The 25,601-nt window shown below is 63.5% G+C and carries 31 protein-coding genes and 1 pseudogene; 19 read left to right on the top strand and 13 right to left on the bottom strand.

Translation table 11 applies throughout. The features are described 5' to 3' along the window. The first annotated feature begins 12 nt into the window (after nucleotides 1-12). The 5 genes from EDF46_RS16630 to EDF46_RS16605 all read left to right on the top strand — a co-directional run bounded on the left by EDF46_RS16630 (nucleotide 13) and on the right by EDF46_RS16605 (nucleotide 2,910). The gene (locus EDF46_RS16630; protein WP_255410981.1) at nucleotides 13-141 is read left to right on the top strand and encodes a type II toxin-antitoxin system RelE/ParE family toxin; all 129 of its coding nucleotides are present in this window, start codon (nucleotides 13-15) and stop codon (nucleotides 139-141) included. Nucleotides 142-1,383: 1,242 nt separating this feature from the next. Beyond that, nucleotides 1,384-1,572, top strand: coding sequence for a hypothetical protein (locus EDF46_RS16620; protein WP_148061255.1), 189 nt, complete (start codon nucleotides 1,384-1,386; stop codon nucleotides 1,570-1,572). Between the two features lie 35 nt (nucleotides 1,573-1,607). After that, on the top strand, nucleotides 1,608-2,051 hold the full coding sequence (locus EDF46_RS16615) for a hypothetical protein (RefSeq protein ID WP_233580081.1): 444 nt from the start codon (nucleotides 1,608-1,610) through the stop codon (nucleotides 2,049-2,051). Between the two features lie 98 nt (nucleotides 2,052-2,149). Then, on the top strand, nucleotides 2,150-2,413 hold the full coding sequence (locus tag EDF46_RS16610; RefSeq protein ID WP_123507512.1) for a hypothetical protein: 264 nt from the start codon (nucleotides 2,150-2,152) through the stop codon (nucleotides 2,411-2,413). 62 nt (nucleotides 2,414-2,475) lie between these two features. Then, nucleotides 2,476-2,910, top strand: a complete 435-nt coding sequence (locus tag EDF46_RS16605; RefSeq protein ID WP_123507510.1) for a hypothetical protein — start codon at nucleotides 2,476-2,478, stop codon at nucleotides 2,908-2,910. A 137-nt stretch (nucleotides 2,911-3,047) separates the two neighbouring features. Here EDF46_RS16605 and EDF46_RS16600 read toward each other — a convergent pair whose 3' ends face one another. Beyond that, nucleotides 3,048-3,488, bottom strand: coding sequence for a hypothetical protein (locus tag EDF46_RS16600; protein ID WP_148061254.1), 441 nt, complete (start codon nucleotides 3,486-3,488; stop codon nucleotides 3,048-3,050). A 92-nt stretch (nucleotides 3,489-3,580) separates the two neighbouring features. Further along, nucleotides 3,581-4,102, bottom strand: coding sequence for a hypothetical protein (locus EDF46_RS18080; protein ID WP_158614288.1), 522 nt, complete (start codon nucleotides 4,100-4,102; stop codon nucleotides 3,581-3,583). A 1,129-nt stretch (nucleotides 4,103-5,231) separates the two neighbouring features. Here EDF46_RS18080 and EDF46_RS18420 point away from each other — a divergent pair. The 7 genes from EDF46_RS18420 (at nucleotide 5,232) to EDF46_RS16575 (ending at nucleotide 9,936) form a co-directional block, all read left to right on the top strand. Beyond that, nucleotides 5,232-5,387 (top strand): hypothetical protein, encoded by a 156-nt coding sequence (locus EDF46_RS18420; RefSeq protein WP_158614287.1) that lies wholly within the window; start codon nucleotides 5,232-5,234, stop codon nucleotides 5,385-5,387. A 767-nt stretch (nucleotides 5,388-6,154) separates the two neighbouring features. Continuing rightward, on the top strand, nucleotides 6,155-6,478 hold the full coding sequence (locus tag EDF46_RS18600; RefSeq protein ID WP_199738310.1) for a sialidase family protein: 324 nt from the start codon (nucleotides 6,155-6,157) through the stop codon (nucleotides 6,476-6,478). Beyond that, nucleotides 6,468-6,965, top strand: coding sequence for a hypothetical protein (locus EDF46_RS18595; protein ID WP_199738309.1), 498 nt, complete (start codon nucleotides 6,468-6,470; stop codon nucleotides 6,963-6,965). Before EDF46_RS18600 ends, EDF46_RS18595 begins: the two co-directional genes overlap by 11 nt. 36 nt (nucleotides 6,966-7,001) lie before the next feature. Further along, a complete protein-coding gene (locus EDF46_RS18590; RefSeq protein WP_199738308.1) occupies nucleotides 7,002-7,346 on the top strand; it encodes a ricin-type beta-trefoil lectin domain protein in 345 nt (114 codons plus the stop codon). Nucleotides 7,347-7,780: 434 nt separating this feature from the next. After that, a complete protein-coding gene (locus EDF46_RS18585; RefSeq protein ID WP_370454128.1) occupies nucleotides 7,781-8,191 on the top strand; it encodes an alpha/beta fold hydrolase in 411 nt (136 codons plus the stop codon). A gap of 33 nt (nucleotides 8,192-8,224) precedes the next feature. Next, the gene (locus EDF46_RS18895; RefSeq protein WP_304999889.1) at nucleotides 8,225-8,452 is read left to right on the top strand and encodes an ATP-binding cassette domain-containing protein; all 228 of its coding nucleotides are present in this window, start codon (nucleotides 8,225-8,227) and stop codon (nucleotides 8,450-8,452) included. Nucleotides 8,453-9,531: 1,079 nt separating this feature from the next. Further along, nucleotides 9,532-9,936: a hypothetical protein gene (locus tag EDF46_RS16575; protein ID WP_199738306.1), complete on the top strand. Its 405-nt coding sequence runs from the start codon at nucleotides 9,532-9,534 to the stop codon at nucleotides 9,934-9,936. Between the two features lie 350 nt (nucleotides 9,937-10,286). Here EDF46_RS16575 and EDF46_RS18075 read toward each other — a convergent pair whose 3' ends face one another. From EDF46_RS18075 to EDF46_RS18415, 3 genes are all read right to left on the bottom strand, one after another. Then, nucleotides 10,287-10,625: a hypothetical protein gene (locus EDF46_RS18075; protein WP_148061252.1), complete on the bottom strand. Its 339-nt coding sequence runs from the start codon at nucleotides 10,623-10,625 to the stop codon at nucleotides 10,287-10,289. A gap of 432 nt (nucleotides 10,626-11,057) precedes the next feature. Next, the gene (locus tag EDF46_RS18070; protein ID WP_148061251.1) at nucleotides 11,058-11,426 is read right to left on the bottom strand and encodes a hypothetical protein; all 369 of its coding nucleotides are present in this window, start codon (nucleotides 11,424-11,426) and stop codon (nucleotides 11,058-11,060) included. A 324-nt stretch (nucleotides 11,427-11,750) separates the two neighbouring features. Next, complete coding sequence (locus EDF46_RS18415; protein WP_158614286.1) at nucleotides 11,751-11,915, bottom strand: hypothetical protein; 165 nt, start codon at nucleotides 11,913-11,915, stop codon at nucleotides 11,751-11,753. 925 nt (nucleotides 11,916-12,840) lie between these two features. Between EDF46_RS18415 and EDF46_RS16570 the strand changes: the two genes are divergently transcribed. Continuing rightward, nucleotides 12,841-13,224, top strand: a complete 384-nt coding sequence (locus tag EDF46_RS16570) for a hypothetical protein (protein WP_123507502.1) — start codon at nucleotides 12,841-12,843, stop codon at nucleotides 13,222-13,224. Nucleotides 13,225-13,298: 74 nt separating this feature from the next. Here EDF46_RS16570 and EDF46_RS16565 read toward each other — a convergent pair whose 3' ends face one another. The 4 genes from EDF46_RS16565 to EDF46_RS16555 form a co-directional block, all read right to left on the bottom strand. Then, entirely contained in the window at nucleotides 13,299-14,840 is a 1,542-nt protein-coding gene (locus tag EDF46_RS16565; protein WP_148061249.1) for a hypothetical protein, read from the bottom strand. Between the two features lie 2 nt (nucleotides 14,841-14,842). Next, nucleotides 14,843-15,199, bottom strand: a complete 357-nt coding sequence (locus EDF46_RS18060; protein ID WP_148061248.1) for a hypothetical protein — start codon at nucleotides 15,197-15,199, stop codon at nucleotides 14,843-14,845. A 262-nt stretch (nucleotides 15,200-15,461) separates the two neighbouring features. After that, nucleotides 15,462-16,037 (bottom strand): hypothetical protein, encoded by a 576-nt coding sequence (locus EDF46_RS16560; RefSeq protein ID WP_123507498.1) that lies wholly within the window; start codon nucleotides 16,035-16,037, stop codon nucleotides 15,462-15,464. Nucleotides 16,038-16,265: 228 nt separating this feature from the next. Beyond that, nucleotides 16,266-16,478 carry a helix-turn-helix domain-containing protein gene (locus EDF46_RS16555; RefSeq protein ID WP_158614285.1) on the bottom strand — a complete coding sequence of 71 codons (213 nt, stop codon included), beginning with the start codon at nucleotides 16,476-16,478 and terminating at the stop codon, nucleotides 16,266-16,268. Between the two features lie 495 nt (nucleotides 16,479-16,973). Here EDF46_RS16555 and EDF46_RS18410 point away from each other — a divergent pair, with 495 nt between their 5' ends. Together EDF46_RS18410 and EDF46_RS16545 are read left to right on the top strand one after the other, a co-directional pair. Further along, complete coding sequence (locus EDF46_RS18410) at nucleotides 16,974-17,210, top strand: AlpA family transcriptional regulator (protein ID WP_158614284.1); 237 nt, start codon at nucleotides 16,974-16,976, stop codon at nucleotides 17,208-17,210. Next, nucleotides 17,210-18,520: a site-specific integrase gene (locus tag EDF46_RS16545; protein ID WP_123507493.1), complete on the top strand. Its 1,311-nt coding sequence runs from the start codon at nucleotides 17,210-17,212 to the stop codon at nucleotides 18,518-18,520. The genes EDF46_RS18410 and EDF46_RS16545 overlap by 1 nt, the downstream gene beginning before the upstream one ends. Before the next feature lie 212 nt (nucleotides 18,521-18,732). Here EDF46_RS16545 and EDF46_RS18055 read toward each other — a convergent pair whose 3' ends face one another. Beyond that, nucleotides 18,733-18,912: a hypothetical protein gene (locus EDF46_RS18055; protein WP_148061247.1), complete on the bottom strand. Its 180-nt coding sequence runs from the start codon at nucleotides 18,910-18,912 to the stop codon at nucleotides 18,733-18,735. Nucleotides 18,913-20,031: 1,119 nt separating this feature from the next. Between EDF46_RS18055 and EDF46_RS16535 the strand changes: the two are divergent. The 3 genes and pseudogenes from EDF46_RS16535 (at nucleotide 20,032) to EDF46_RS16525 (ending at nucleotide 22,508) form a co-directional block, all read left to right on the top strand. Further along, nucleotides 20,032-20,856: pseudogene (locus EDF46_RS16535) on the top strand (alpha/beta fold hydrolase). A 334-nt stretch (nucleotides 20,857-21,190) separates the two neighbouring features. Next, nucleotides 21,191-21,835: a hypothetical protein gene (locus EDF46_RS16530; RefSeq protein ID WP_123507489.1), complete on the top strand. Its 645-nt coding sequence runs from the start codon at nucleotides 21,191-21,193 to the stop codon at nucleotides 21,833-21,835. Nucleotides 21,836-21,881: 46 nt separating this feature from the next. Continuing rightward, nucleotides 21,882-22,508: a hypothetical protein gene (locus tag EDF46_RS16525; RefSeq protein ID WP_123507487.1), complete on the top strand. Its 627-nt coding sequence runs from the start codon at nucleotides 21,882-21,884 to the stop codon at nucleotides 22,506-22,508. 298 nt (nucleotides 22,509-22,806) lie between these two features. Here the strand turns inward: EDF46_RS16525 and EDF46_RS16520 are convergent, their stop codons facing one another. After that, the gene (locus tag EDF46_RS16520) at nucleotides 22,807-23,454 is read right to left on the bottom strand and encodes a TetR/AcrR family transcriptional regulator (RefSeq protein ID WP_158614283.1); all 648 of its coding nucleotides are present in this window, start codon (nucleotides 23,452-23,454) and stop codon (nucleotides 22,807-22,809) included. Nucleotides 23,455-23,557: 103 nt separating this feature from the next. On the opposite strand from EDF46_RS16520, the gene EDF46_RS16515 reads away from it, so the two are divergent. Next, nucleotides 23,558-24,718: an FAD-dependent monooxygenase gene (locus tag EDF46_RS16515; protein ID WP_123507483.1), complete on the top strand. Its 1,161-nt coding sequence runs from the start codon at nucleotides 23,558-23,560 to the stop codon at nucleotides 24,716-24,718. Between the two features lie 50 nt (nucleotides 24,719-24,768). Here EDF46_RS16515 and EDF46_RS16510 read toward each other — a convergent pair whose 3' ends face one another. Together EDF46_RS16510 and EDF46_RS16505 are read right to left on the bottom strand one after the other, a co-directional pair. After that, nucleotides 24,769-25,092, bottom strand: coding sequence for a hypothetical protein (locus EDF46_RS16510; RefSeq protein ID WP_123507481.1), 324 nt, complete (start codon nucleotides 25,090-25,092; stop codon nucleotides 24,769-24,771). A gap of 25 nt (nucleotides 25,093-25,117) precedes the next feature. Then, entirely contained in the window at nucleotides 25,118-25,423 is a 306-nt protein-coding gene (locus EDF46_RS16505; RefSeq protein WP_123507479.1) for a hypothetical protein, read from the bottom strand. Nucleotides 25,424-25,601 lie beyond the last annotated feature (178 nt).

The raw sequence follows: 25,601 nt of genomic DNA, 5'->3' as shown, positions 1-25,601 counted from the left end.
GGCGCTAAAGCCTTGCAGGGTCGGCCAGGGCTTCGGGTGCGAGTGGGGAACTTCCGCATCATCTTCACAATCCAGGACGACGTCCTCCTTGTTGTTGTCGTCACCCTTGGCCACCGCCGCGACATCTACGACACCCACTAACGTCTCGCCCGACTATGTCTCGCCAGGGTGACTTTCGATCCCGCAGCCGGAGGGTTGGAGGAACTTGGGCCATAGCCTTGACATCTTTGCTGGTCTTCGCCTCCGAGCGTTCTGCGGCTGTCCTGGGTCGCCGAGCGCCGAAGTAATCGAGAAAACAGTTTGTTAGATCTGGGCTTCTAGAGACACTCCTTTGTAGGGGCCTTCCAGCGGACTCATTCGACAGCTAGATCAGCCTGGTTCGCCGCTTAGCCCGTGGGAAAACTTATTTGTCGGTTATCCCCGCAAGAACAGCCCCCGCCGAACCCCATCAAGGAGAGCAATCATGATCCCCACCCTTTTCCGAACGTCCGTCGTTGGCATCACCCTAGTGATCGCCCTTGCAGGCTGCTCCTCAATGTCAGACGCCACTCCAGCGATCAGCCAGAGCCCGTCGCAGAGCTCCGCAGCACCAGCAAAAGTGTCCTCCCCGCAGACCCACAAGACCGGGACGCCGACTTCGACGCCCGCAGCAACAACCACGCCCGCAACTTCGCCCACGACGGCGCCGGCTCTGGCATCAAAAAAGCAGGCGTACAACGCATGTGCGGCGTATGCAGCCACTCACAAAGCAGGCACCCTTGGCCCTTTCTCCGAGGCGGTGAAGGCGACCAAGACGAACCAGGGCGTTGCCGCTTTTGACTGGACCATCACAACACCGCAAAAGACGAAGGTGTACTACCTGTGCGAGCTCCCTGGGTACCCGACCACTTTCAGCGTTTCGACCGCCTCACCCCACGGCGCCAGCTAAACCCTTTGGTCCCTCTCTGCCTTTTAGGGGTCGCGCCTGACAAAGCCCTCCTCTAGTCTGCGACTCGAATTCTTAGCCTTTCGAAACGAAGGCAGCTTCGGCGCGTTCCGCCCACGTAGTGGTTACGTGTCCCTTGGGGAGAGGCGCGATGGTGAGAGTCGTTGATGTCAAGCTGTAGAACTAAAGTCGCCCTCACCGCCCGGGTCGATACCAGCACCACCCCCACCGCCGGAGCTGCACCTCGGCGCTAGACAGCTGCGCGTAAACGGCTCCGCTTCCCCGCAGCTACCTCCCTATCGACCAAGGCCGGCACCGCTCGCGAAATTGTGCTCCTGTGGCGACGTGCACGGTGACTACGGTGGAAATGGTGGGCGGTCGCCAGGCGAAGCCGGCGGGTCATACGTCTTTCGGGTGTGGCGGCAGGTGTGAGGCTGTCGTCGTCGTACGGTGAACCCGTGACCCGATGCGCCTCCTTCTTCCTCCTTGAGGATGTGGCCTACCGGTGTGCCCTGTCGGATCACGAGGGCCCGGGTGAGCACATGGCGTTGACGCGGACAGCTGGCGACACGAGCCAGGGTCTCGAGGAGCGGTGGGGTCTTCTGGTGTGGACGACGGAGATGGCCGGCGAGGGCTTCGACCGGTGACCCGCACAAGAATGGACCGGTTCTGATCGTTGGTCGTGAAAGGGCCAGAACCAGATGATGGCTGGTTTTGGACCGGTGCGATCTCTGACGACGGTTACGGCCGCTTCTGGGTCAAACGGGATGCCGGCCAGCAGTCGGTGCGGCCGCAACGGTATGCGATTGAGCTCGCCACCGGACAAGTGCTTGCAGCATCGACGCCGTTGTTGCACTCGTGTGACATCCCCATCTGCGTGCACGCGGACGCCGACCTTCAGCCGTCGCATGTGGTTCCGGGAACGCATCCGGAGAACATGCTCGACCGGTTCCAGCGCGGCCGCTACCGGAACCGGTACACGCTCCGGCTAGGGGTACTCCCTCGCCCGGTGCGCGTGCAACGCTCCCTCGATCTCCGCGCCGTGATCCTCGACCACGGATGGCACCCAGAGCTGATCAGCGCCGCGCTTCTCGGCGTCGAGTTCTCTCACCCACGACTGTTCTAAATCCGCACCGGCTCGACCCACCTGACAGTCATGCCGGGCTGGGCACCTCGCTGTGCTCGCTAGCCATCACTTCGGCACTGTCTGACGACGGCGCCGGCATGGTCGATAATTCGGCAGTCTTCCTCGACGTGGAGGCTTTCTTGACGTTGCGGGTGGGAATGCCGAGCCGGTCGGCAACCTCATTGCGGGGCGTCGGATTCGACACCAGTGCCTACAGCGTCGGCTACATCGCCGGGTGGTCGGACGAAGATACCGACCTGACTAAATCCACCCCCGCCCGGGTGCTCCGCACTGCGCACCAGATCGCCGGAATCCTCACCCCCGAGAACGAGGAAACGTCCGACGCCGAAGACGCCGCCTAACACACCAGCACAGGGAGGGGCGGCGAAGCGGCCGCCCCTCCCACCCCAGAAAGGAACAACCCATGATCATCACTTACAGCCGCTCCGACACCCTCGGCCAGGCCATCGACCCCGAAGCGCCCGCCCTCGACCTCAGCCCAACGGAGACCACCTGCACGGCGTCGACGTACGACGTCGACGGCACCCACTGGATGTGCACCCGCGCACCGCACCCCGGCGAGGACCGACACCAGGCAACGCAAGCCCTGCCCGGTCAGAGTCTCCCTGTCGTCGGCCTGGAATGGGAGTACCAATACAGCCTCGGGGAGGACACCGGGGGAGACGTCGACGAATCAGCCCCCGTGCACAGCATCACCGTCACGGTGTCATTTCCAGACCGGGCAATCGGCGTTGACGTCGAGAAGATCCGCTCCGCGGTCCCTGACCTGTTTTGGGAAGGCGACGCCGACGACGTGCAGGTCGACCTCGAGCTGATTCGCCTCACTGCCCAGCGGTGATGGGTAAGCCCCGGCCGGTGACCCGGTCGGGGCGAGGGGCTGGCCCCTCGCGCTCCCCAGGGAAGGGAAGCGGGGGCACTGGGCAGATTGCTTCGGCCCGGTTCCCTCCAGGGATACCGATGTTGTTGCATGAAGCTTCACGGGCAGGGGATGCACGCACCATGGCGGTCGAAGGCTGCGACCGGTGAGCCAGGGAAAAGTGCTCTCTGGTTAAGCCCAGGGGCGGCTATTTTCCCCGACGGTATGGGTTCCCAGTCGATTCCGGGTTCCGGGAAGTGGAACGAGTCGGTGAGCCAGAAGGATTCGTCCGGGCTGAAGCCGGCCATGAGTGTGTGGCCCCCTTCCACGGCCAAGGGCCGGCCGGCGGTGGTGAGGTAGCCCATTCCGGTGAGGTGGATGACGTCAAAGTCGGTAGCAACGGCGGCCCAGTCCGGGATGAACCAGGAGTCGTCGATCCGCGTCGTCTGCCACCAGGTTCCCTGCTTTTGCCCGATGATATCGAAAGGGTAGGTCTCGTCGAGATCGACCCAGTCGTCGGGCCCGTCGATCTCGCGAACTCGCGGCGTGGGGGTGGGCATGATGTGGAAGATCCGAGAGGTTCTCGTACTAAACCTGTCCTCGGTGATGTCGATCTGGAGTGCAGGCAGCTCCCCGAGCGGCCGCGTGCTTATCACCGACTGAAACAGGGGAGTGGACCACCATTCCCCACCCGCTTCCTGCGCAGCATTTTTCTTCGGGACGCCGGTCTTGTTGGCACGGTCGACTTGCGATCGCCATTGCGCCAGCCGGTCGGCAGCACCCGTCGTGGCGGTGCCTCAAATTCGCACCAGGCATGCTCATCAGCCACAAGGAACTGTGACAACGGTTCGAAAGGCATCGACCACCAGTCCATCGCCGGGCTGGCAAGAACAGCTTCGATGACTCGGGTGAGACCGCGTCGTTCGTGTTCCGTACGCAGATCTGCGTTGCCGTGGTGTTCACCCCAGTAGCTGGCGCTGTCCATCGTGTCGCCCATGGGCCCAAGAAACGCGGCTGCGTCAGTGATGTCACGGATTACGTCGAGGTTGATGCGGTTCCATGCGGCCGCCTGGTCACCGGACTCCTTTGTCATGGTCCACTCGGTGATGGCGTTGCAAAAGTAGCGCCCCCGTGGGCTCGCCAAAACTTCAGCCGCCCGCTGTTCTCTACGCACCTACAGATCGTATGTCCTACCGTCATTCGGGCTCTTCGCCTCGACAGTGGCGTCGAATTTTCGGACAGCCACAGACACCGAGGCGGCGCAGGAAACGCAGCTTGCTGTTATTGCGTGGCACGCGGCTACCAGTAGTGCCCGCCGCCGCACTTTGAGCTGTCGGGGTTCAGGAGCGGAGGCAGGCGAGTTGGTGTTCGTCGCAGAGGCGCACGGGTAGCTCGTCGCCGGTGTCGAGGTTGATGATTTCCCAGTCCTCCGGGAGCGCGATCGCTGGGCACCCGGCAACAGCACAAAGGGTGAAGTCGGCTTGCTGGACCCGGAACGGGTCCGCCTGCATCACGAGGGTCCGCACTGCGGGTGCGGGGAGCGCTGGGGAGGCCGCTTGCCCGGTGTCACCGCGTTGTGGGGATGTGCGGTCACGGGTGCGGTCTCGTCGCTGGTTCGGGCGCATGCCCCATCGTTGCAAGACCGGACACGAACCGGCGGAAGCGGACACTGCGCGTGACACAGGACGCGACCCTGCAACCCATAGTTGGGCTGTCGTTCGGTTATGGGGAGCCACTTGGTCGCGGGGAGCCAGCCGTCTCCGGCTTAGCTCCCCGGAACTGGTTGAGCCGTGACGGTGTTAAGTCGCAAGGCCCGCGCGCCGCCTGGTCCCGGCGAAGCCGGGCCAGGAAGGCCGGGGTCTTGCAGGGTGGGGGAGCCATTTTTTGCGGACGATGACCGGGTCGCTGAGCTCCGCGGCGTCGTTGTAGGCGGTGTTCGAGGCGTGGACGCCCACTGTCACGAGTGTGCCGACGCTTGCCTTGTGGGTTCTCGTTCGTGTGCCTCACGGGACCTGGTTCCACGACTGGGTGCTTGGCGCCTCTTGAATCCGTCACGGAAGTCTTGCACCTACGTCCGCGTCCTCTGCCGCTTACGGCCTCGTCTCCGTTTGACCGGGTCACGACCGCGGGGCTGGCATCCGCAAAACGACCACCTTCCAGACATCGTTAGATTTTCTAGCCTCCTGGCTCATAATGAGAACAAGTCTTCGATTCACGGCGATGACCTGGTCCCGATTCACGGCGGAACCGTTTGCTCCACCGTTTGATCTCAGGCTCGCAGGGGCCAGAAACGAGTTGAACTCATGACGCTTTCGCGTGCCGAAAAAGTGTCCTCGCCCTTTTCCGAAGTCCGCCAGGTACATCGGGAACACACGCTGTGGGTTGTCGCAGTGTCGACGCTGTCAGCCTCGACTGTGATCATGGTCGCAGCTCTTGCGTGGCTAGAGGTGATCGCGTGAGCCCCGAGTTCGCTTCCGCAGACACGCAGCCTCTCAGCGTGGCCGAGTTGAACGATCTGATCGACGCAAACGCCGTATGAGCAGCTATCTCCGCGCTCCCGGCGCCACACCGGTACGCATCCACCCTTACCCGAAACGGTATGGTCGCAGCTCCTTCCCGCGGGAACGGATTGACCGGGTGAGTGTGGCGGAGTCTCCGCAGGAACGGTCCCGCCTCTCTCATCAAGGTGACAATGGACCCTGTTATGCCGACTTTTTCGCAGAAGCGAGCGCGGCCGTTCTGGGTTCGGAATTGAGCGCATGATCCGTTCCTGACCACCGAGGAAACGGAACACCGCCTTCACCGTGCCGGCACGCTCGGCTCTCTCGGACCATTCGGGGCACACACCTCCGTGCAGGCCGCCACGACTTTCAGCGGAACCCTCTACCGCCCGAGTACTGCTTCCGGCTCTACCGAAGATGCCAGCTACCCGCGGGTCATTCGCTTGCAGCACAGCGGTACCGTCAACGGGACCAAACTATCTACTTTCTCCCACTCCGGCACCGGCGTGACGAAGGCGAACTTCCCGATCTACCGCTCCACCAACAATGGAGCCACCTGAACGGCGTCACCGATCGGCACCGTCACCGACACCGTGCACGGGTGAGACCTCGATGGGCCCACCCTGTATGAGCTTCCCCAAGCCGAAGGCAACCTTCCGGCCGGAACCTTGCTGGCCGCAGGAACGGCGTGGAATCACAGCGACTACACCCAGCAGGCCATCGAGGTGTACGTCTCCACCCACCAGGGCGTCACCTGGACCTACCGCAGCTCCTGCACCAGCGAATCCGGGCAGCCCAACACCATCAAGCACGGCATCTGGGAACCCGAATTCGACGCCGCCGCCAACGGGCACCTGGTGTGTTACTTCTCCGACGAGCGGCCCTCCTCCAATAACTACAATCAGGTCCTTGCCCACGTGTCCTCCACTGATGGCGGGGCCGCCTGGGGTAGCGAAGTGTATGACGTCGCCGTCCAAGACAACGTCCAACGCCCCGGCATGGCCAACGTCGTGGAACCTTCCCAACGGCACCTACGCCATGTCCTATGAGGACTGCAAGGACGGCTTCGACCCCGACCAGGCTTGCGACGTCTACAACAAAACGTCCACGAACGCTGAGTCATGGAACGCCTCCAGCCTTGGAACGAAAATTCAAACGTCCGACAGCCGCTTCCTCCTGCACACCCCGTACCTCACCTGGTCCCCGGCAGGAGGCCCCAACGGCACCCTCATCGTCTCCGGCCCGCGCGTCGTATCCGGCAACGACGGCGCCCTGACCGTTCTTCCCGAATCCGGGCACGTGCTGTTCATCAACAAAAACCTCGGCGTCGGTGCCTGGAAAGAGATCACGACCGCGGTCACGACGGACACCACAGGTGGATACGACGCAGGTGAGACCGCATGCGCCGGCTACAGTTCACCCTTGCTGGGGGCGACATCCGAGGCAAGCTTCTTCATGATGGCCGGCGTCCATGTCGCCACCGGCAAATGCGAAACCGACTTCGCCACCGCCAACCTCCCCAACTTCACCGGGTAGATCACCGGGCCCGGAACAACGGGAAAATGCGTTGACGTGAACACCAACACCTCCCGGGCGGGCAACGCCGTTCAGCATTACGCCTGCGGCATCGCCACCGGGCAGCAGTGGTCCCTCGAAACCGACGGTACGTTCCGTGCGTTCGACAAGTGCTTGAGCATCGTCGGCAACGCCACCGCCAACTCCTCCAAAGTGGAACTGGCGAACTGCACCGCCATCAGCGGACAACAGTGGCAGGCCCGCCCTGACGGGACCATCTACAACCCCGTCTCCGGACGATGCCTCGACGACCCACAAGCCATCACCACCGACGGCACCCAACTGCAAATCTACGACTGCAACGGGCTGTCCACCCAGCAATGGCACGTTCCCATCACCTGACACGGAGCAACACGTGAAGGGGCTCTCGGCGCTTGTCGGGGGCCCCTTCACTATTCCCGCGCTCGTTTGGGCAAACCACAGTCATGCGGCTGCGGCGGCAGCAGCGTCGGCAGGCGGTGCTGTGTCGGGACGGCGTCGCACTGTTGACGTTGAACCACTGGACCGGCGCTGTCGACACCGGCAGGCTGATCAGCGTACAAATGATCACGTCGATCACCCGCTCGGGGACCTCAGCTTCCATCCGGGACCGGATGGAGCCGGGGTGTTGACACTGACGCGTTGCGGAAACTCATTACGCATTGGCGCGACGCCTAGGACTGGCGCTCGCACGAAGCTCGAATTCACAACTTGCTCTGGACGACAGCAGGCTCTCTCAACGTGCTGCACCAGCCGGCTGCGGATTCAGGGGCGCCGATAGTGGTGTTGCTGCACGGGTGGCGGACTCGGTGTTGCGCTTCGAACGTGTGCTACCGCTCCTGTCTGATGTGAACGTCGTCGTGCCAGCCCTCCCGGGCTTCCCATTCGCAGCACCCCTGACCGAGACAGGTATGACCACCGCCGCCATGGCAGACGCCGTCACCGAAACGATGGACGAACTCGGGTACGCCCGCTACGTGGTCTCCGGCGGTGACATCGGTGGTGACGTTGCCGAACACCTCGCCACACGCCACACCGACCAGGTGCCGGCGATGCACCTGACCAACGTGTTGACCCAGCAGCACAAGCTCGTCGGCGGTCTGACACCGGTCGAGAATGTCGCCGTGCGGGTGCTCGGGCGCGGCGGATGGCCGACCCCACGACGCTCGGAATCTCTGGCCGAGCCGATCGAGGACCTCCTCGGGTAGCTCGCGCTGCTTCGGGCGTCGTGGCACAACCTCGTGGAGCAGCTCTCGAGAGGTCAGCAGCAGCGCGTCGCCCTAACGCGGGCGCTCGTCGGGATGCCGCCGCTCCTCCTGCTCCACGAGCCGACCAGCGAGCTCGACGCCGCCTCGGTCGACATCGTCTGGGCGGCGCTCGAGGGAGCTGTACGCGCCGGCGCAATCGTCGTCATCGCGACGGACGATCCGGTGCTTCTCGGACGGGTCTCGCGGCGGTTGTCTCTCTAGCGACGACTACTCACATCGAAATACTTGCCCGCATCTGGAGCCCGCTACAGCCTAAAACCCCCTACACGGATCTCTATTCCTCGAGGTCGTTCGGCGAAACGAGAAAAGGTCTTGTATCAACTGCGTATTGTTAATATATATACGTAAATTATCGGTCACCTAGGTTATGCGCTAGCGGCGTGATGGTGCCATCCCGCCTATGAGTGCAAGTGCCGACGACCAGGCCGTTCAGAACCCTCTGGCAGATGTCTTCGCGGCCGCACCCTCTGGCAGATGTCTTCACGGCCGCGCGGTTCCAACACGAACTACGCGGCCTCGCGGCAGAGGGCAACAGCTGGTCGAGGACGCCCGGCGCAACGTCGCGGCAGCCAGCATCTCGCAGTCGCTTATCGCTACGGCGGCCGGAGTAGCGCAGCCCCGCGTGAGCAAGATCACCTCCGAGGCCTCTGCTCAAACCCCGGCCGCCCTCGGCCGCCAGCTGCGCCTCATCAGCGAGTGGCCACTCGACGCGCTGAAGTCTCCCGCCGACGGCTTCGCTTGACAGATGCTTTACCCGCCGTTCGACCGTCCCGTGACGCGCTGGGTGCCGACGATCTGGCACCGTGACCGCGGGTGGAAGCAGCCCGACGGGCGTATCTGTGGCGAGACCTCTATCGAGGAGCAGGAGCAGGCGGATCGGCGCTACGGGCGGTCGGCGCCGAGGTCAGGGCCCAGAAACACCCGCTCGTCCTCGCCGTCGGGGCACGATCGAGCGTGGCTACCAGGTCGCCGGCTGGATCCGCGAGGACGGCCAAACGAAATACACCGCGCTCGGCAGCGGCGTCTGGCTGCCTGGTCAGGAATAGTCTCTGCGCTCGTGGGTCCCAGCATGGTGGCCAGCGGAGTTTTCTCCCGGACGGGCACTGGCCGCCCTGAGCGCCAGGGCGCCTACAAGCCGCCGTAGATCACACCACACGGCATGATCATCCGCGCCGTCCGCTGAATGTATGCACGCACCTCTGCGTCGCATTGTGCGTTTTGACGTGCGATTATGCAGGCTCTCGAGCTGGTGTTTTGAATGCCTGTGTCTACGATGAGTCATGAGCACGATGAGAACAGCGACATCCGCACAGCGGCCGGGACTCCGAGCCTACGAAGAGTCGGTCGGCCTGCCATTCCCCGAGCTCGTCGCCCGCCTGCGCGAGATGCTAGGTGTAAAGCTCGTCGCCTACCTCGGCAATGTCGGCTCGACTCGCCCTGTGTCCGGCTGGGCCGCGGGCACGAGCTCGCCTGGCCAGGTCGACGAGCTGCGCCTTCGGACGGCCTACCAGATCGCCGGCATGCTCCGCGAGCGGTACTCCGCCGCGACGACGCAGTCTTGGTTCCAGGGCATGAACCCGGCCCTCGACTACACGGCGCCGGCGAGGATCCTCCGCGAACAGGGACCCGCCGACGTCGGTGGCCAGCTGCTCTCTGCCGCAGCGTCCTTCGCCCTCGTCGGGTGAGCCTGACCGGGATCCGCGCCGCTGGACAGGCTCGAGAGGCTATCTGCGGGTTCCAAGAACGCTGACACGCGAGCTCCGAGCCGAACGGACCGCCGCAATTTATGAACATGACGGATCGCCTGAGGACCTACTCAATGGGTGCCCGGAGCGTTCTATGACGATGCAGGCTGTCGCGCATCCTTCGGCCTCACACGCACAATAGATGCTCACCTCGCATAGGAGCTATGTTTTGCCGATGCGCTCCGACGCGTTATTCGCCTCGTATCCAGTAGAGGTCGCCGTGAGGGTCACCGATAGTTCGATTCGGATTCCGACTCACCGGAGATGGTCGTCTGGTCGACGTTGAGCGATCAGACGACTTTTCCTTCTGCTGTCGCGGAGTTCCTGCGGAGGAGGACGACTCGTGTGCCTACCGCTGCCAGGATGCCGAGGTCGAGTTGCGCCCAGAGGCGCATCTCGACTTCTTGTTCGCGTCCGTTCCGGGCGCCGAAGACGCACTCGACCGCGAGCGGGAATCCCTGATCCGCTGGGTGGAGAAAGCTTATGTTCTGGTAATCGGGTCCCAAGACAATTCTTTGGCGCATGACGACATCGCCGGCGCGGTGTGCGGTCCAGAGACTCGGGGCACTCCAACGAATGACCGCCTGTAACGTGGGCATGTCTTGTCGATCGGTGACGTAGAAACTCATGCCGGAGCTTCTGCTCTGACCACGGGGGCATGAATGGCAGCCCTCTTTGCTGCCGATTGAGAGTGGAATAGCGGCCCTGTCCGTAAGGTGTAGGCGTGGCATTCGCGCCACCGGTTCGTTCCCACGGCCCGCCAAACGTCAGCAACGTGGATGCCGAACCCCGCCGTGGCCTGCGTTCTCTCGTCGGAGCCTAACTTGCATGGAAACTCTTCAGCGAGGCCCCTCGTGTTTCGAACAAGGGCCTGAAGACTTACCCGGAACGTCGCAACGCCTGAGCGCAGCTGCCGATAGTGTTTGCCGAAGGCGTCGGCCGCGTTGCCCCAGTCTCGGACGCTGTGAAGATGCGTGAGTTCTTCGACAACACGCGTCCAGGATGTGGGCAGCGGCGTCGTGTGCTCGACCCGCCATGGCTGACAGTCGTCGCTGGACAGGTCAGGCATCGGAGACGACTTTCGTTTCAGAATGAGGCGAGGATCGTCGCATACGGGACCTCTTGCGGAATGCAGGTCCGACGTGCAGGCTCCGATACTCGCCTGTGGCCCAGGAGATCATTCCGGTCCGTCGCCAGGCGAGTGCGACGTGGTGCCGGAACGCTTTTTTAAGATCCGCCCGGTCGCGGCTGCGCATACCTGCAGGGATTCGAGCGGGCAGTCCTGAGTGGTCGTCGAGGAGGTAGCGGAACAGCTCGTTAAAGGTCGGGCCCTCGTGGCGTCGCTTGCTGAATCCGGCGACGAAGATTGCGGCAGAGATCGCCCACTCGTGACCGTTCTCGCCTTCAGTGAGCTCGTCAAACGCGGTCACCCATTCTGCTGGTGCCGGGCTGGACTGCTGGCGCCACCATATCGGCGTGCCTACTGGACTGTCACTCATGGCGGCCTCCGGCCGTGCCATTTGTGCGTTCCGCGAGGAGTTGCTGGTGGAGGCTCAGGTGGAGTTCGACCCAGTCGGCACGGTTGTGCTGTTCGCGTGGCGTCAATTGATTCCAGGTCGTAGATCCCTCGCCGCCGAAGAGCGCATGCATGTCGTTGACTCGCTGCGCCGTGTCGTATACGGCTGCCACGTAGTCGGCGCTGCGCCCTGCGCGCCACGGTCCGCTCCTCGGATCGGACAGGTCGTCGCTCAGCATCAATCGCGCTGACGAATCAGCACCTTCTCAGTCGATGATTCGATCAGCCAGCGCCTGTCGGCGTCGAGCCGCTCTAGGGCGTCGGCAAGGCGGCTTACGGCTTCGTCTCGGGGGCGTGCGCGAGAGGCTGAAATACTTTCCAGGGTAGCGTCCTGTTCGGTCATGACAAGGCAGTCTGACGGTGTTCGGGCCTCCCGTCAAATTATCTCAAGAACGAAAGTTCGACTGAGAAATATCGCTTCTGATCTGGGGTTAAGAGTTGACGATCACGTCGTCAATCAAGCCGTTCGCTTATGCTCGTAAACGAGGAAGAACGCCGTCTTTTGTATCCCTCAGAGCGAAGATCCTCGGGCAGTATTCTACCCGGGGCGCTCTGGCGACATCTCACCTGGAGCTTCCGTCCTGGTGCATGGCGGGCTATTCTCGCGACATGTTTTCGATTGCCGGGCGCCTCGTCGTCGCGCTGACCAGGGCGTGCGCTCAGATCGACAGCGTCCTCAAGCCAAATGGCTTTAAAGACCACCCGCACCCCTCTCTTAGACGCCGAGATGCCCGACGGGGGAATATTACGCGCTATGGCAAGTCCTGAGGCGGTGTCGTGAGTGACGCTGTCAGGTCCATTGGTGGCCCCGGCACCCCGTGAGTCTCATGAGCGAGGCATGCCCCGACGCAGGCGCTCGGCGACGACATGGTGCGCTGCCCGCCACCCTCCTCCCCGATCATCTCTTGCAGCAACTCGGCGCCAGACTCGTCGCCCACGTGGCCGGGATTTGTGCCTCTGGCATCGTCACGGGTTGGGTCTAGGGCTAAATCAGACTCTGGACACACGGAGACGCGCAACTCTGACGCTCCCACGACAACGGACGACGCTCGGCACGAGATGCGGGTCGACGACCATGCAAACGTGGTTTCGAGGATTGAATCCGTCGGTTGGCAATACAGCTCCAGTTCGTCTTCTGCGCAGAAGACGCCCGGCAGAAGTCAATGCTTTCCCGCACGCCTCCGCCAGAAGTTTCGCCCGTGTCGAGCAGCCTCATTCGCAGCGACCCGCCCTCGTCGCTGAGGCCCATCGCTCGATGAGGAAACGACTTGACCGACGATAACCTGAGCACTTGGGACGCGTACGTTGGCCCGTTCCACGACACTGCCAGCGTTCTTCGGCTCCTGAGGATCGATGCCGACGGTCTGGAGGCGCTCGTGCGGAGGCGAGAAGTGCTTCGACTGGTCACGAAAGACGGCGCGGATGTCTATCCCGCCTTTCAATTCGGTTCCGACGGCAGCCCGCTGCCACACATATCGAAAGCGCTCAACTACCTGACCCCGGCACCCGAATGCAGGTGGGGCGACGCACTGTGGCTTAACGCTCCCGACGCCGACCTCGACGGGCTCACTCCCGCCCAAACCCTCAGAACCGATCGCTTCGAGGAGGCCCTGCGACTCGCTTGTCAGGCCGGCGCCTTCCGGCTACCGTGACCTGCGTCTCCGCGCCAGTGCCAGGAGGGACTAGGACCGGGCGCTAAATTCGAGCCCGGCCCACGGCCGCAATGCTAGGCCAATGACGGGCCATCGCGCCCGGTGTCGCGATCAGAGTCATCGACGTCCACTTCCGCCCGGATCCTGGCCAAGCGTCGCCGACGATCGCGCTCAGCCGCCACAGCCGCCACAGCCGCCTGATTCTCTTTGGCGATCGGCTCCGCAGCGTCGCTGGCGACGCGCGGATTGACCAGGTGGCTGTCCGCGAGCAGTCGGTCGACGGCAAGGGCAGAAGCCGTGTCGGCCGCATTCTCGTCGAGGTCGGGTCCACTCGCTGCCGCGGCACCGTCCAGGCGAGTCGGCCAGGAGGCCGCATCGAAGACGGAGACGAGATCCTGAGGTGAGTCGCTGTCCTCCCCCTGCGAGACTCCCGCTTCGTCACGCGCCGCTGCTGATGGCGCCGTTGATGATTCGGTCGCCTCTGCCCGTGCACTCTTCGACGACAAGTACTCCTCGATCGACTCGGCGCTCCGGTCGTGCGCTATCTGATCGGCCTCGTCGAGGGCGGACCTCATTCGCTTTGCAAACGAAAGCTCAGCAGGCGCCTCCAGGAACGCGCTGCCCCGGATACCGGCAGTAGCCGGCACAGCGTGCGTCGTGGCGTCAGCAAGATCAAGCTTGTCGTCGTCGCCGGACACCTGGCGGGGCCGGCCCGGTCGAGCAGCTTCGGGTGACGGCTGGCGTCGCATCTGCTCGAGCGACTGCACCAGCGCCTCGTGTGTGAAGTCCTCCGACAGGAACGATGCCTTGCGCCGCTTGAGGCGCGGCACCGGCATCGACTCGTCCCGCATCGCGAAGATGAACCCCTGGACGGACGACCCCGCCGTTCGAATATCACGGCCGCCGTGGCTGATCCTGTGTTCTTGCACTTCCAGGCGCACACCAAGTCGCTCGCACGCAGCGCGAAATGAGCCCAAAAAGCTTTCTTGACTGGCCTCGAGGCTGTTGGCATATTTACGCAAAGCATCGTCACGAGCCGCCGCGACGCGGTCACCGAGCTCGACCTCAAACGGCGTCAGCCTGGAACGCTGCCTGGACCACTCCGGTGCCGTGTACTTCCGGTGGACGTCGAGGATGTCATGACCGACTTCGCGCATCAGCTCGTCGTTGGCCTGCTTGACCTGCCAATGCGTCCTATAGTCGGCTAGTGCCTTGCCGGTGACCGTGTTGTGATTAAGAACCTTGACGTGCGCATGGGGTGCACGCCCCTTGCCGTCGGCGTGGACGACGACGAGACAGGGGGAATGCGGGTGCATCTTCTTCGCGAGGAGGAACGCCACGTCGCCGACTCGGTGCAGGTCGGCGTCGCTATCGACGGAAAGCTCCTGTGGTGAAAACGACAGCACGTAGCTCTGCGCTTTGACCTTCCGGCTGTGACGCCGTGCCAGGTCGTCACCAAGTGCGACGAACGACGCCACGTCGGGCGCGTCGCAGTAGAAGCCGGGAACGAGACGATTTGTGCCCCCGGCGAGGTGCTTCTTCCGCTTCGCATCCGTGCCCAGCACGAGGTACTCGGTGCTGCGCTTCAGGTCGTAGTCCGGCTTGACGTCGGTCACGCTCACGGGTGCGACCGCCCGCCCAGCAGCCTGACCACCTCGCACGTTGACGCAGAGAGAGCATCAATCGCAGCACCGAGGCCATTTAGATCAACACCGTCCGCGCTCGCACGACGGGCTACCTCACGCACTTCGATGCCAGCCCGCATCACCTCGACCCGCAGTGCGGAAATGGCATTGATGTGCCCATCGGTGAGTGGCGGCACAGCCGCCACGGGAACCGTCTCGTGTGAAGGAGGCCGGCCTTCATATGTGTTTGCGACGTCGACCGCAACAGCGCGCGTGAATGCCGAAACCGTGAGACCGCGACGGTGAGCGGTACGTTCGAGCAACGAATACTCCTGGAGCGTGAGTCGCATGTCGAGCTTCCTCGGCCGCGACGGGGGAGCGCTCTGCCGCGTCGCCTTCCCGCTCACGACGACTGCTCCTTTCCTCGAGTATCCGAAGTGTCTGGATCCGGTTGACGCAAGCAGACGTTCTGTCCGACACGCGAAGCAGGCGGAAGCCCGTCCAGACAGGATTCATGACGCTCGGCGGCGTGCCTGCTGCCTTCGCCAAAATTGGTATGCGGGGTACCTTGCAGGTGCTCATGGTTGGCCACCGGAGTCAAGATGAACCCGTTCACTGGTTGAACGCCTGATCGAAGATGGACCCGGTCGAAGTGCCGCGCGTTACGCCGGGCATGTCGAACGGGTTGGGGTCGCCGATCCGTGGTGGGGTCTGACCGGGAGAAGTCGCCGGCCTTTCAGCGAACGCAGCCTCCGAAGTGTCAGCGGGAGCTGCAGTGTTCTGTGTTGCGACAGTCGGGATCGCCCAGGCGTCCGGCTGGGAGTCGACATCGGGCATCGGCAACGCAAACGGATCGGGTGTTGAGGCGGCGACGGTCCAGTCGGCTGTCGTCTCGTTTCGCGAGGTCGCAGGTGTTGCTGCGCCGCTGGACGGCGCGGTCCTCTGCGAGCGAGTTGCCACTTTTCCGGAGCGGGCACGCGCGGACCTCGCGCTCGTTTCCGCGTCCATCAGCGAGCGGGCCCGGGCCGCATATTTTTCGTACGTGACGGGGTCGTATTCGCGCAGGAGCTCGACAATTCGTTGGTCGAGCGTGGCCTGCTCCTTCTTCTGCTTGTCGCGGATGCTCTTGATCCGCGCTTTGTGCTGTTTGTCCGCGGCGGCGAGTGCCGCGTCGAATACTGACGTCATGCGATGGTGCTCCTTATTGAGGTGGTAGAGGTGACGATGATGTTGGTTAGTCTTACGGCGCCGGGCAGAAGCCGATTCCTGCTGAACGGAGTAGGGATGGGCGTGCGACCGCGCACAGTCCCGCGACACAGGGCTCACGGGGGTGCGTCGGCGCGAGTTCGGTCTCAAATCCCGGCTCGAAGTCGTGCGAACCGGTATGCGGCCGCTGCTGAGTGCACGGGGCGCGCATCAGTTGGTGGCGTCGAATAAGTTGCGGAGCGCGGTCTCGCTGATGCGGATCGTGCGACCGGACGTATGGGGGCGGAAGGCTTTGAGGTCTCCGGAGTCGACCATTCGGCGCACGGTCTTGAGGCTGACGCCGAGACGGTCGGCGACCTCGGCGAACGAATAGGCGCGGAGCCTGTCGAGTTCGAAAGGCACAGAGGGATCGGTTTTGGGCATGGGTATTCCTTGCGTCGCGGTGGCGATGGCAAGGGACCCCCGGTCAGCCATCTCAGGCTGTACCCCGGTTCTGCACGACGTGCTGTCCGATGTGTGGATCGACGGCGACCCGTGCCCCCTTGTTGCTGTCTTCGGGGGCAATCTCTTTGTGAGCGGTCGATGATACGCATGACCGTTCGTGACCGACTATGCCCAGAACGGGGGCCACGCGACCTCTCTCGACCAGTCCTGTCGCTCGCAGGATCATCAGCAATCTCGGCGCAGGTGACGTGGCCTCGGGTTCCCACAGCACCCGTCACAAAAGTTCCGGGCCGGCCCGGGATATCGTGTTACCTTCGAGGCAGCCCGAAAATGCAAGGGTCAGAGCCAACCGGACGGCAAGCCGGTTGATCTCGACGAGTGGACACGCACCTTCCGTGCACGACCGCCCCAGCAACCGGTAATAGGTTCGGTGGACCCGGTCCCTCGAAAGTCACGAACTTTCGAGGTACGACCATGCCCATTTCCGCACACACTCCGACAACGCCGGCACCAGTGTCCCTATCGCCTATCGGTCTTCAGACCGACGCGGCCGCCGCATACATCGGCGTCACCCGCAAGACACTCGCCAACTGGCGCGTGCTCGGCGAGGGCCCCCGTTACGTCAGGCTCGGGAAAACTGGCTCTCGGCTGATCTACCGGGTTGTCGACCTTGAGTCCTTCCTCTCTGAGCACGTTGTGGACGCCGCCTGATGGGCGCAGTCAAGAAGGACGGGAAGTCGCCGCGCACCAGTCAGCCCAAGAAGGGCACGAAGCGCGCAGCGACGACCCGCCTTGAGCCTGGCAAGGACTCGATCGAACGTTCCGAGCCCACGGAACGCAACAACGATGGCATCTACATGTTGGATTGGTCGATCCGTCTGCACGACGGCAGGCTGCTGCGTCGGCGATCCCAGGGAAGCAGCAAAGCTGATGCGCGTCGACGGGCTCGGGCCACGGCCAAGGAACTCCTCACCACGGGCGGGAGTGAGTGGAAGACGACGTCGAAAATGGTCGACTTTATTAATGCTTTTTCCCGGCCTGCCGTGGAGAATGAACCTCTCCGCCCGAGGAGTAGAGCGTCATATCGAACGGCTGTGAGCCAAATCCTTGGCGAGTGCGGCGACCACAAGCACGCGGCAGCCCTTGGAGATTTTCCGATCGCAACGGGAACACGCCTTCGGTTCCTCGAGGCATGCATCCGTGAGATCGCTGAGCTCCACGGACCTAGTTGCGGAACACGAGCCCGGACAGTGCTGTCAAAGTACGTTATCCAACAGCTCAATCGGGAAGAGCTGGTGGTCGGCAACCCTCTCAAAGGAGTCTCGATCTCGATGAGGCGCACCGGCACGGATTCGACGATGGTAAGCGAGCCGCAACGCAAGGCGCTTACGAAGAACGAGCACCAGCGGGTCCTCGCTTACTTGCTTGAGCTCGATCCGTCGGCCGGAGTTGTCCAGCCAAAAAGGAGCCGCTTCACGATCGAGGACAGGATCGCCCGTCGTCGCAACGCGATCGAGATCACCTTGCTGCAGGCCACCACCGGCCTCAGGGTCTCCGAAGCGAACGCGCTCACTTGGAACGACGTCGAGATTACAAAAGACGGCACCGTGTACGTGACCGTGCGAGCCAGCGTGTCAAAGACACACAAGTCGCGCAAGGTGCCCATCCTCGATGATCGCGTAGCCATGCGCGTCGCCAAGCGGTACGACGCGAGCAAGCCCAAGAACTTCGTGATCGGAGCTCCTACCGATTCATCAAAGGAGTGGGATGCCAGCAACTCCAAAAAGCAGACGACGCCCCTCTATCTAGAATTCAGCACGGAGCTGGGGATCCCCGAGTTCGCCGTCCTCCGGACACACGTATGGCGAGCGACGCTGAACACGATCTTCAAGGGCAAGATCGACGTCGTCACACGAGCCGCCTACTTCGGGCACGACCCAGAGATTAATAAGTCGTCCTATACGGACGTGACGGACACGTCAGCGATGCTCGACGTCGCTCGCGAACTAAGGCGGTCGTAGTTGGCTTTGGACGGCGCTGCCCCGAAGCGTCGGATGTCGCGACGAACTAGTTACACAAATAGTCCGACGTACCCAGTTGCGAGCGGTGAGGAAGATGAAACCGATGACCTGCCTGGGACCGATACATCTGTCGCTGACTCCGTGTGGCTCCCGATCCGATTGGACTGTGATCGTCCCGTCATCGAATGGCTTGACGAATGGCGCGTCGACGACTACGAGTCTTTAAATCCAGCCATCCGGCTTCGCTGTCTGCAGGTGCCGCTGGCTTCGAGGCCGCGTGCACCCCAACGAACACGCTTGCGCTTGGCCGGTGAGCGCCGCCTGTCATGATCATGCTCACCACTGGGAATATTCACTGCGGTCATATAGGTCTGCTCTTTCAGAAGTTCCACGTATGGATTTTGAAGAGAGTCAGGCGTCTAACGGTCGCGACGAGCCTCGTCCTGAAGATCTGGCGGTGGCTGTTGGGTTGGAGCGCCGGGGCTCCTGAGTTGTTGCCGCTAACGTTGGGCTGCTGCCGTGGTCTCTCGCGCCCGGTCGTAGAACGCCTCCTTAGGCCCCGCTCGAGTAGGTAGGGGTGGATCGTGCGAGCCGAGACGTCAAGGACTTCACCGATACGAGCCAGTGATTCGCCGGGTTCGTATCGCCGCCGAGCTTCGTCAATGACTTGTTTGTCCATGCCCTTGTTTCGAGTCTGCACGCCGCCTGCCGCGAGACGAGCGCTGAGTGTCGCGCGATGGACGCCCAGATCCATGGAAAAGTGTGAAAGTAATTCGGCCGCCTCGTAGGGTCAAGCGGCTTTCGCAACTTTGGTTTGATTCAGCTGCATTGCACGCCTTCTGGGGGCAGCCTGTCCGGCCCGGCCCTTCGGTCCAATTCGAGCCAGTTTTAAGAGGTGCTTCGTATGGGTCTCTTTTCTTTCTGTCGGAGGCCATAGGCCCGCCCTGTGCTTTGGCAAACGAAATCGCAGGGCCACGAATGCTGCATCGGCCGATCTGGGACAACGGGGCTGGCATTGCTCGTCGCAATTGCTTTGCTCACGGCATTGCTGGGTTCTGCGGAACTCTGGCGAAAAGCTCGTGCTGCTCGAACTCGTGTCAAGCCCCGCGCGCTAACTACGCGCAGAACTACGCTCTAGCTTCGGGATCCGGGAGGTATGCCACGGGTCGCCAAGGCATCGCAATCTCGACGAATGCCCTCCTAAACCAGGCAAAAGTGCCCGTGATTCCGGGGCTATCGAGAGTCTCCGCCGATAATCGTGGTGTCGCGGGTTCGAGTCCCGCTCCCGCTACACGTAAGGCCCTCTGGCCTGGGTCACCCCAGGCGGAGGGCCCTTTTTCACGGTGTCTCGGCGGTCAGAGGCACGACGATCGAGTTCACGAGAGCCCGCGAGGGCGGTGCGTGTGAGAACGTCGCGTTAACTCTTCTCAGTCGTGTCTTCGGTGCCGCCAGAATGTGGCTGGCGGGTATCTGCTCGCCGTTGTGAATCGCTTTGTGAGCTGGGAGCTTCGATGAGCACGATTACGACTTCTGACGGAACCGAGATCTTCTACAAGGACTGGGGCACCGGGCAGCCCATCGTCTTCAGCCATGGCTGGCCTCTGTCGGCCGATGACTGGGACGGACAGATGCTGTTCTTCCTGAGCAAGGGCTATCGCGTTATCGCCCACGATCGGCGAGGTCATGGACGATCGACTCAGACGTCCGAAGGCCACGACATGGACCACTACGCGGCCGACCTCGCAGCACTGACCGAGCACCTCGATCTCCACGACGCGATCCACGTAGGCCACTCGACCGGTGGCGGCGAGGTGGCGCACTACATCGGGGTCTACGGGGAGGCGCGGGTCGCTCGGGCGATTCTGATATCGGCTGTCCCGCCGCTCATGGTCCAGACCGAGACCAACCCGGGTGGCTTGCCGAAGAGCGTGTTCGACGGGTTGCAGGCGGCACTGGCCGCGAACCGGTCGATCTTCTACCGCGACCTGCCCGCCGGTCCGTTCTACGGGTACAACCGCGACGGCGTCGAGCCATCGGAGCCGGTCATCCAGAACTGGTGGCGGCAGGGAATGATGGGCGGCGCCAAGGCCCACTACGACGGTATTGTGGCGTTCTCGCAGACCGACTTCACCGAAGACCTGAAAAAGATCAGCGTGCCGACGCTGGTCATGCACGGCGAGGACGACTAGATCGTCCCCTTCGCCGACGCAGGCCCACTCTCGGCAGAGCTGGTGCAGAACGGCACCCTCAAGGCCTACCCCGGCTTCCCGCACGGTATGCCGACCACCGAGATGGACACCATCAACGCCGACATTCTGGAATGGCTCACCGCCTGAGTCGATGCGCGCAGCAACGCGTTGATGCCGAGAGGAGGTTCGGTGGCGCCTTGGCGCCCCCGAGCCTCCTTCTTCGTCTGGGTGCCGGCTATCGACATCGGGATCGGGTTGGGTCGGCCGGACCGGACGATTCTCGGCTACAAGTCCCCGGCGCGACGCCGTCGATCCTCGAAGGTGTGAAGGGGTGTGCAGGACCGCTGGGTGAAGGCTGACGCTCAGATCGATGTCCTCATCCCGCGTTTCTTGGGAGAGCGCACCAATGAATCTCTATGCAAGATCAGGCTGTCGTTAGGCTCCGAGTAGTCTTGTTGACCCGAACGACGGAGTTCCCCCATTGACTACCACCCAGAACGATGCTGCCGCCCGCTGGGCTGCAGCCGCGAAACTCGCGGACGGCGTTACCGATTACGGCCTTCACAAGCGGCGCGCCCGGGCGCTTCTGCAGGTCGTTGCCCTCATCGGTGGAAGCTGGATCGTCGGCTTCGTCATCGCGCTCATTTTCATTCCCCACGGATCCGGCCACGACACGTCTGGGTCCTCCGACGTGCAGTTCCAGCAGCTCATCGCCCAGTTCGTCTTCCTTGCCCTCGGCTTACTCATCGGCATCCTAGGTTTCATCTGGGCTAAACGCACCGGCCACTACATCACGAGGTGGCGGGCTGTTGCGAGCCCCCTCAATCGGAAGGAGAAGAAAAGCGTCCGCCGGCAGATCAGCGGCAAAGAGCAGCCCGACGAGGGACACCTAGGAACTGTTGTGGCGATCGCACGCCAGAACCGGCGAGCCACCCTCGGCATCGCACCCATCTACTCGGCGCTGGTCCTCTTTGCTGTCGCCACCGCGGTCGGCTCCAATGATCTCCTCATCAAGCTCCTCGAGCTCGCGGTGTCCTTGATGTTCGTCGTCGTCGCGATCCAACTGGTCGTGCTTTACCGCCGAGCTGGCCGTTTCATCGAGCTCCACTCAGGCGAGACCGAATGAGAGTGCGGGGGAGCAGCCCGCAAGCAATCGGCGGAACACGGGCAGCATGAGTTCGATCTCCGATGCACTGCCGGCGGCCAGTGACGAGGATCGCCGGTGGGCTGAGGCTTCTCGGCGCGTCCGGGAGCAGATGGAGCATGGGCCGCGCGTGCGGGTGATATCGAACCAGCTGGCTCTTCTCCTTCTGATCGTTCTCGTTGGCGGCCTAGGCGTCGTGGCCCGCTTTAGTGAGCCTCTGAGCGCTGCTGCGGTCGGCCAGTTCCTGCTCCTCGCCGCGGCGCTTGCTGTGAGCAGTGTGGGCTATGCCCGGGCAAAACGCGGTGGCCGCCTCCTGCCGCAGATCCCGACACCACGAGCCGAGTGGCCTCTCTCGCCGCTACTCCCCGAAGAGCGTCGCTCCCTGGCCCGGCACCTTCGCGGACGCATCCCGCCAACCGAGCATTCTCGCGAGATCGTGCCGGATCTCATCGCCAACGCGCGGATAAACAACCGAGCAGTGCTGCCCTCCCTAGTCGGGCTTGTTTTGTTCCTGTTTTCGGAATCGTTGTACCTCGGGTGGCCGTGGCCACTCGTCATTGCGGGCCTCGTGGTTTTCCTGGTGATCATGACAAGGGTCGAAGCCCGAAGGTGGCAGAAAGCACTCGAGCAGAGCCGTTCGACGTTTCACGCGTGAAGTCTCGGAGACTCGATCGCCATTCGGGAATGGCGGCTTTGTCTTGGAAACCCTCAAAAGGACTGCCTAGCTAGCGTTGCGGCGGGAACGACTTTTCGAGACGGCGCGGGGCTCTCGAATTCAGGGCTTGCGAGGCCCCTGACCCGGCGATTGAGACGTCTCGAAGACCTTCAGCGTCCCGAGACGCACCTCAGAGCACCCGTTCCGGGACTGGACCAGGTCGCCCAGCCGAGATGGACGAACCCGGGCGGGCGAGGGAGCTGTCCTCTGATCGGTGTGTCCGGCAGCGGCGCGACTGCTAGATGCTCCCGGCGGCTCTCGCCTTCGCGGCGCGAAAATTGGCGGCGGCGTCGCGGAGCGTCATCTCAGCGTCGTCGTGGAGCGACTGAGCCACGACGCCGAGGTCACCTCCCGAGAGGATCGCCGCTCCGACCCTGTCCGTGATCGCCTGGACGACCGTGATGAGAGCACTTGCGTGGGCCCGGGCGACCAGGGGGTTCAGCTCGGGGTCGGTGTCCCGTATGGCTTCCGCCAGCGCGTCGCCCTGCCGATGGCGGAACTGCAGGGCGTAGCGCCGCAGAACGTCGCTCTCGATCGACTGGGCCGGATACTCTCCGCGAGCGAGGAGGGGATCCTCGGTCGCGAAGTGGTCGATGTCGGCGTGCACCAGGTCGCGAAGCGCATCGGCGGGGGTCAGAGACGGATCCCGGTCGGCGACAGCGCGACGGGAGCGCTCGAGCATGTCGTCGGCCATGTCGAGGACGAGATCGGGCTTGGTGGGGAAGTGGTTGTACACCGTCTGCTCCGCGACCCCGGCCGCGGCCGCGACGCTCGTCATGGACACGGCGTCGTACCCGTGTTCCGCGAAGAGCCGAGCGGCGGCATCCGCCACGCGCTCGCGCATCTCGCGCTTCTTCCGCTCTCGGCGCCCTGGCTCCTCGATCACGCCGATCATTCTCCCACAGTGGTTGGGGTTACTCCACCTTCGTGCTAGCGTGAAATCGATGGGGTTACCCTACCAATTTGCTCGGGCTGAGAGAGGACGATTCATGAACAACACGAAGACGCAGACGACGGGGGAGGTCCTGATCTCCGGCGCGAGCTTTGCCGGGCTGACGACGGCCATCTGGATGCAGCGCCTGGGGTACCGGGTCACCATCGTCGAGAGGGCAGCAGGGCTCCGGAAGGGCGGCACCCCCGTCGACCTGCGGAACGACGCCATGATGATCTTCGACAGGCTCGGGTTGCTTCCGGCGGTCCGGGCGAGGGCGCTACCCGCCCGCTCGACCGAGTTCGCCCACGTCGACGGCACCCCGATCGCGAGCATGGGGCCGGAGCCCACGGCCGACACGATCGTGGTCGACGACTACGAGATCCACCGCCACGACGACGTCGAGATCCACCGCGACGACCTCCTCGCCATCTTGTTCGCGGAGGTCGAGAAGACTGCCGAGATCCTCTTCGGGGAGTCCATCGCGGCCCTGACCGACACGTCTGAGGGTGTCCGAGCCGAGTTCCGCGGCGGTCCCGTCCGCGACTTCGCGCTCGTGGTCGGATGCGACGGCAACCACTCGGGTGTCCGCGGCCTCCGCTTCGGCCCCGAACCGGAGTACAGCCACTTCCTGCACCACTACACGTCCGTGACAGTGGTCGACGGCGCGCTCATCGCCCCTTGGACATCGAGGATCCAGAACACACCTGGCCGCACTCTGCTTCTGAACTCCTACGACACCACGACCGACGTCGTCCTCGTCTTCCAATCCGACGACGAGATCGCGTACGACTACCACGACGTCGACGAGCAGAAGCAGCTGATTCGCGACCACTTCGCCGACGCCGGCGAGCCGTTCAGCGAGGCCATCGTCGACAAGGCCCTCGGCGCCGACAACTTCTACTTCGACAAGCTGAGCCAGATCCGGCTGCCCGGGTGGTCGTCCGGCCGAGTCACTCTCGTCGGCGACGCCGCCTACTGCCCGTCGCCCGCCGCCGGGATGGGCGGCTCCGTCGCCATTCTGGGGGCGACCGCCCTGCACGACGCGTTCGTCACAGCCGGGGGAGACATCGAGATCGCGTTTGCGGAGTACGAGCGGAGCTTCCGGCCGACCGCCGAGAAGATCCAGACGGAGACCGAGCAGTTCGGCCTCCCCATGATCTTCCCCGACACCGCCGAGGCGATCGAGGCCCGCAACGCCCAGCTTCTCGAGATGTGATCAGTGGCCTGTCCTGCCGGCGACCTCGGGCGCTCCAGCCGACGCCGCCGCTAGATCACGTGATCCGGCTGCGATTCCTGTGGCTCCGGAATGAGGGCCAGGCCGGGGTTGGAGTTCGCCGCCGCGGTCAGGATCTCGATCCAGGCCCGACTGATCGACGGCATGAGCCGATTCTCGTAGTCGAAGTTCAACGGGATCGAGGGATGCAGCCAGATCGTCGACTGAGGGGCGTCGCCGTCGGCGCCCTTCTGCCACGTGAACGAGAACGACTCATTTCGCCGGAGCTTGGCGAGGATGACGAGCTGCAGGTGCGCCAGCGCCCGGTCGTCGATCCCGATCGCGAACCGGTTGTCGCCGTAGAACAAGGTCCCCACGCCTATGCCGCCTTTCCGGTCGTGTTCACTCGTCGAATTCATCGAACGGAATGCCGCCCTGGGCGCCGGAGCCCGGACCGGGCTCGGTGAGCGGAGCTGCTTTCACGTCGCCGAGGGCAGCGGTCCTCGCCCGGAGGTCCGCAATCGCGGGCCCGTCGACGATGTCGGCGTCGTCGTAGCCTGCAGGCTCGGCCATGAGCTCGCTGCTGGGCCCGATGAGGATCGTCGACTCGCCCACGATCCCATCCGGACTGATCGAGGGAATCTGAAGCGAGTCCGTCGCTCCGCGTTGGCCGAGACGGGTGGCGTAGTCCACGACGGCGTCGACCAATCCGTCTGTCGTCACCAACGAGCCGCCAGCATAGAGAATTCGTTTCACAGGACCCACCTCTCATGTGCGGCGCTCTGCCGCCGGACTCGGTCTCTGAAGCCGATTCAACCTCATCGGGTGTGGTCGTTGCCGTTTCGGGGTACGCGAGAGGGCCGATCAGGACGCCGCGCACCTGAGC

The organism is Frondihabitans sp. PhB188 (assembly GCF_003752365.1).
In the GTDB taxonomy this organism is placed as follows: domain Bacteria; phylum Actinomycetota; class Actinomycetes; order Actinomycetales; family Microbacteriaceae; genus Frondihabitans.
The sequence above is the reverse complement of the archived record's forward strand: the minus strand, read 5'-3'. Positions and strand labels throughout refer to the sequence as shown.

Bases quoted from the DNA above. Each gene is read 5' to 3' on its own strand.
- EDF46_RS18595 (WP_199738309.1), top strand. From the start codon at position 6,468: ATGTCCTATGAGGACTGCAAGGACGGCTTCGACCCCGACCAGGCTTGC.
- EDF46_RS16525 (WP_123507487.1), top strand. From the start codon at position 21,882: ATGAGTTCGATCTCCGATGCACTGCCGGCGGCCAGTGACGAGGATCGC.
- EDF46_RS16610 (WP_123507512.1), top strand. From the start codon at position 2,150: ATGGTCGATAATTCGGCAGTCTTCCTCGACGTGGAGGCTTTCTTGACG.
- EDF46_RS16545 (WP_123507493.1), top strand. From the start codon at position 17,210: ATGGGCGCAGTCAAGAAGGACGGGAAGTCGCCGCGCACCAGTCAGCCC.
- EDF46_RS18415 (WP_158614286.1), bottom strand. From the start codon at position 11,915: ATGACCGAACAGGACGCTACCCTGGAAAGTATTTCAGCCTCTCGCGCA.
- EDF46_RS18410 (WP_158614284.1), top strand. From the start codon at position 16,974: ATGCCCATTTCCGCACACACTCCGACAACGCCGGCACCAGTGTCCCTA.
- EDF46_RS16515 (WP_123507483.1), top strand. From the start codon at position 23,558: ATGAACAACACGAAGACGCAGACGACGGGGGAGGTCCTGATCTCCGGC.
- EDF46_RS18075 (WP_148061252.1), bottom strand. From the start codon at position 10,625: ATGAGTTTCTACGTCACCGATCGACAAGACATGCCCACGTTACAGGCG.
- EDF46_RS16560 (WP_123507498.1), bottom strand. From the start codon at position 16,037: ATGACGTCAGTATTCGACGCGGCACTCGCCGCCGCGGACAAACAGCAC.
- EDF46_RS16600 (WP_148061254.1), bottom strand. From the start codon at position 3,488: ATGCCCACCCCCACGCCGCGAGTTCGCGAGATCGACGGGCCCGACGAC.
- EDF46_RS16555 (WP_158614285.1), bottom strand. From the start codon at position 16,478: ATGCCCAAAACCGATCCCTCTGTGCCTTTCGAACTCGACAGGCTCCGC.
- EDF46_RS18420 (WP_158614287.1), top strand. From the start codon at position 5,232: ATGACGCTTTCGCGTGCCGAAAAAGTGTCCTCGCCCTTTTCCGAAGTC.
- EDF46_RS16575 (WP_199738306.1), top strand. From the start codon at position 9,532: ATGAGCACGATGAGAACAGCGACATCCGCACAGCGGCCGGGACTCCGA.
- EDF46_RS16605 (WP_123507510.1), top strand. From the start codon at position 2,476: ATGATCATCACTTACAGCCGCTCCGACACCCTCGGCCAGGCCATCGAC.
- EDF46_RS18060 (WP_148061248.1), bottom strand. From the start codon at position 15,199: ATGCGACTCACGCTCCAGGAGTATTCGTTGCTCGAACGTACCGCTCAC.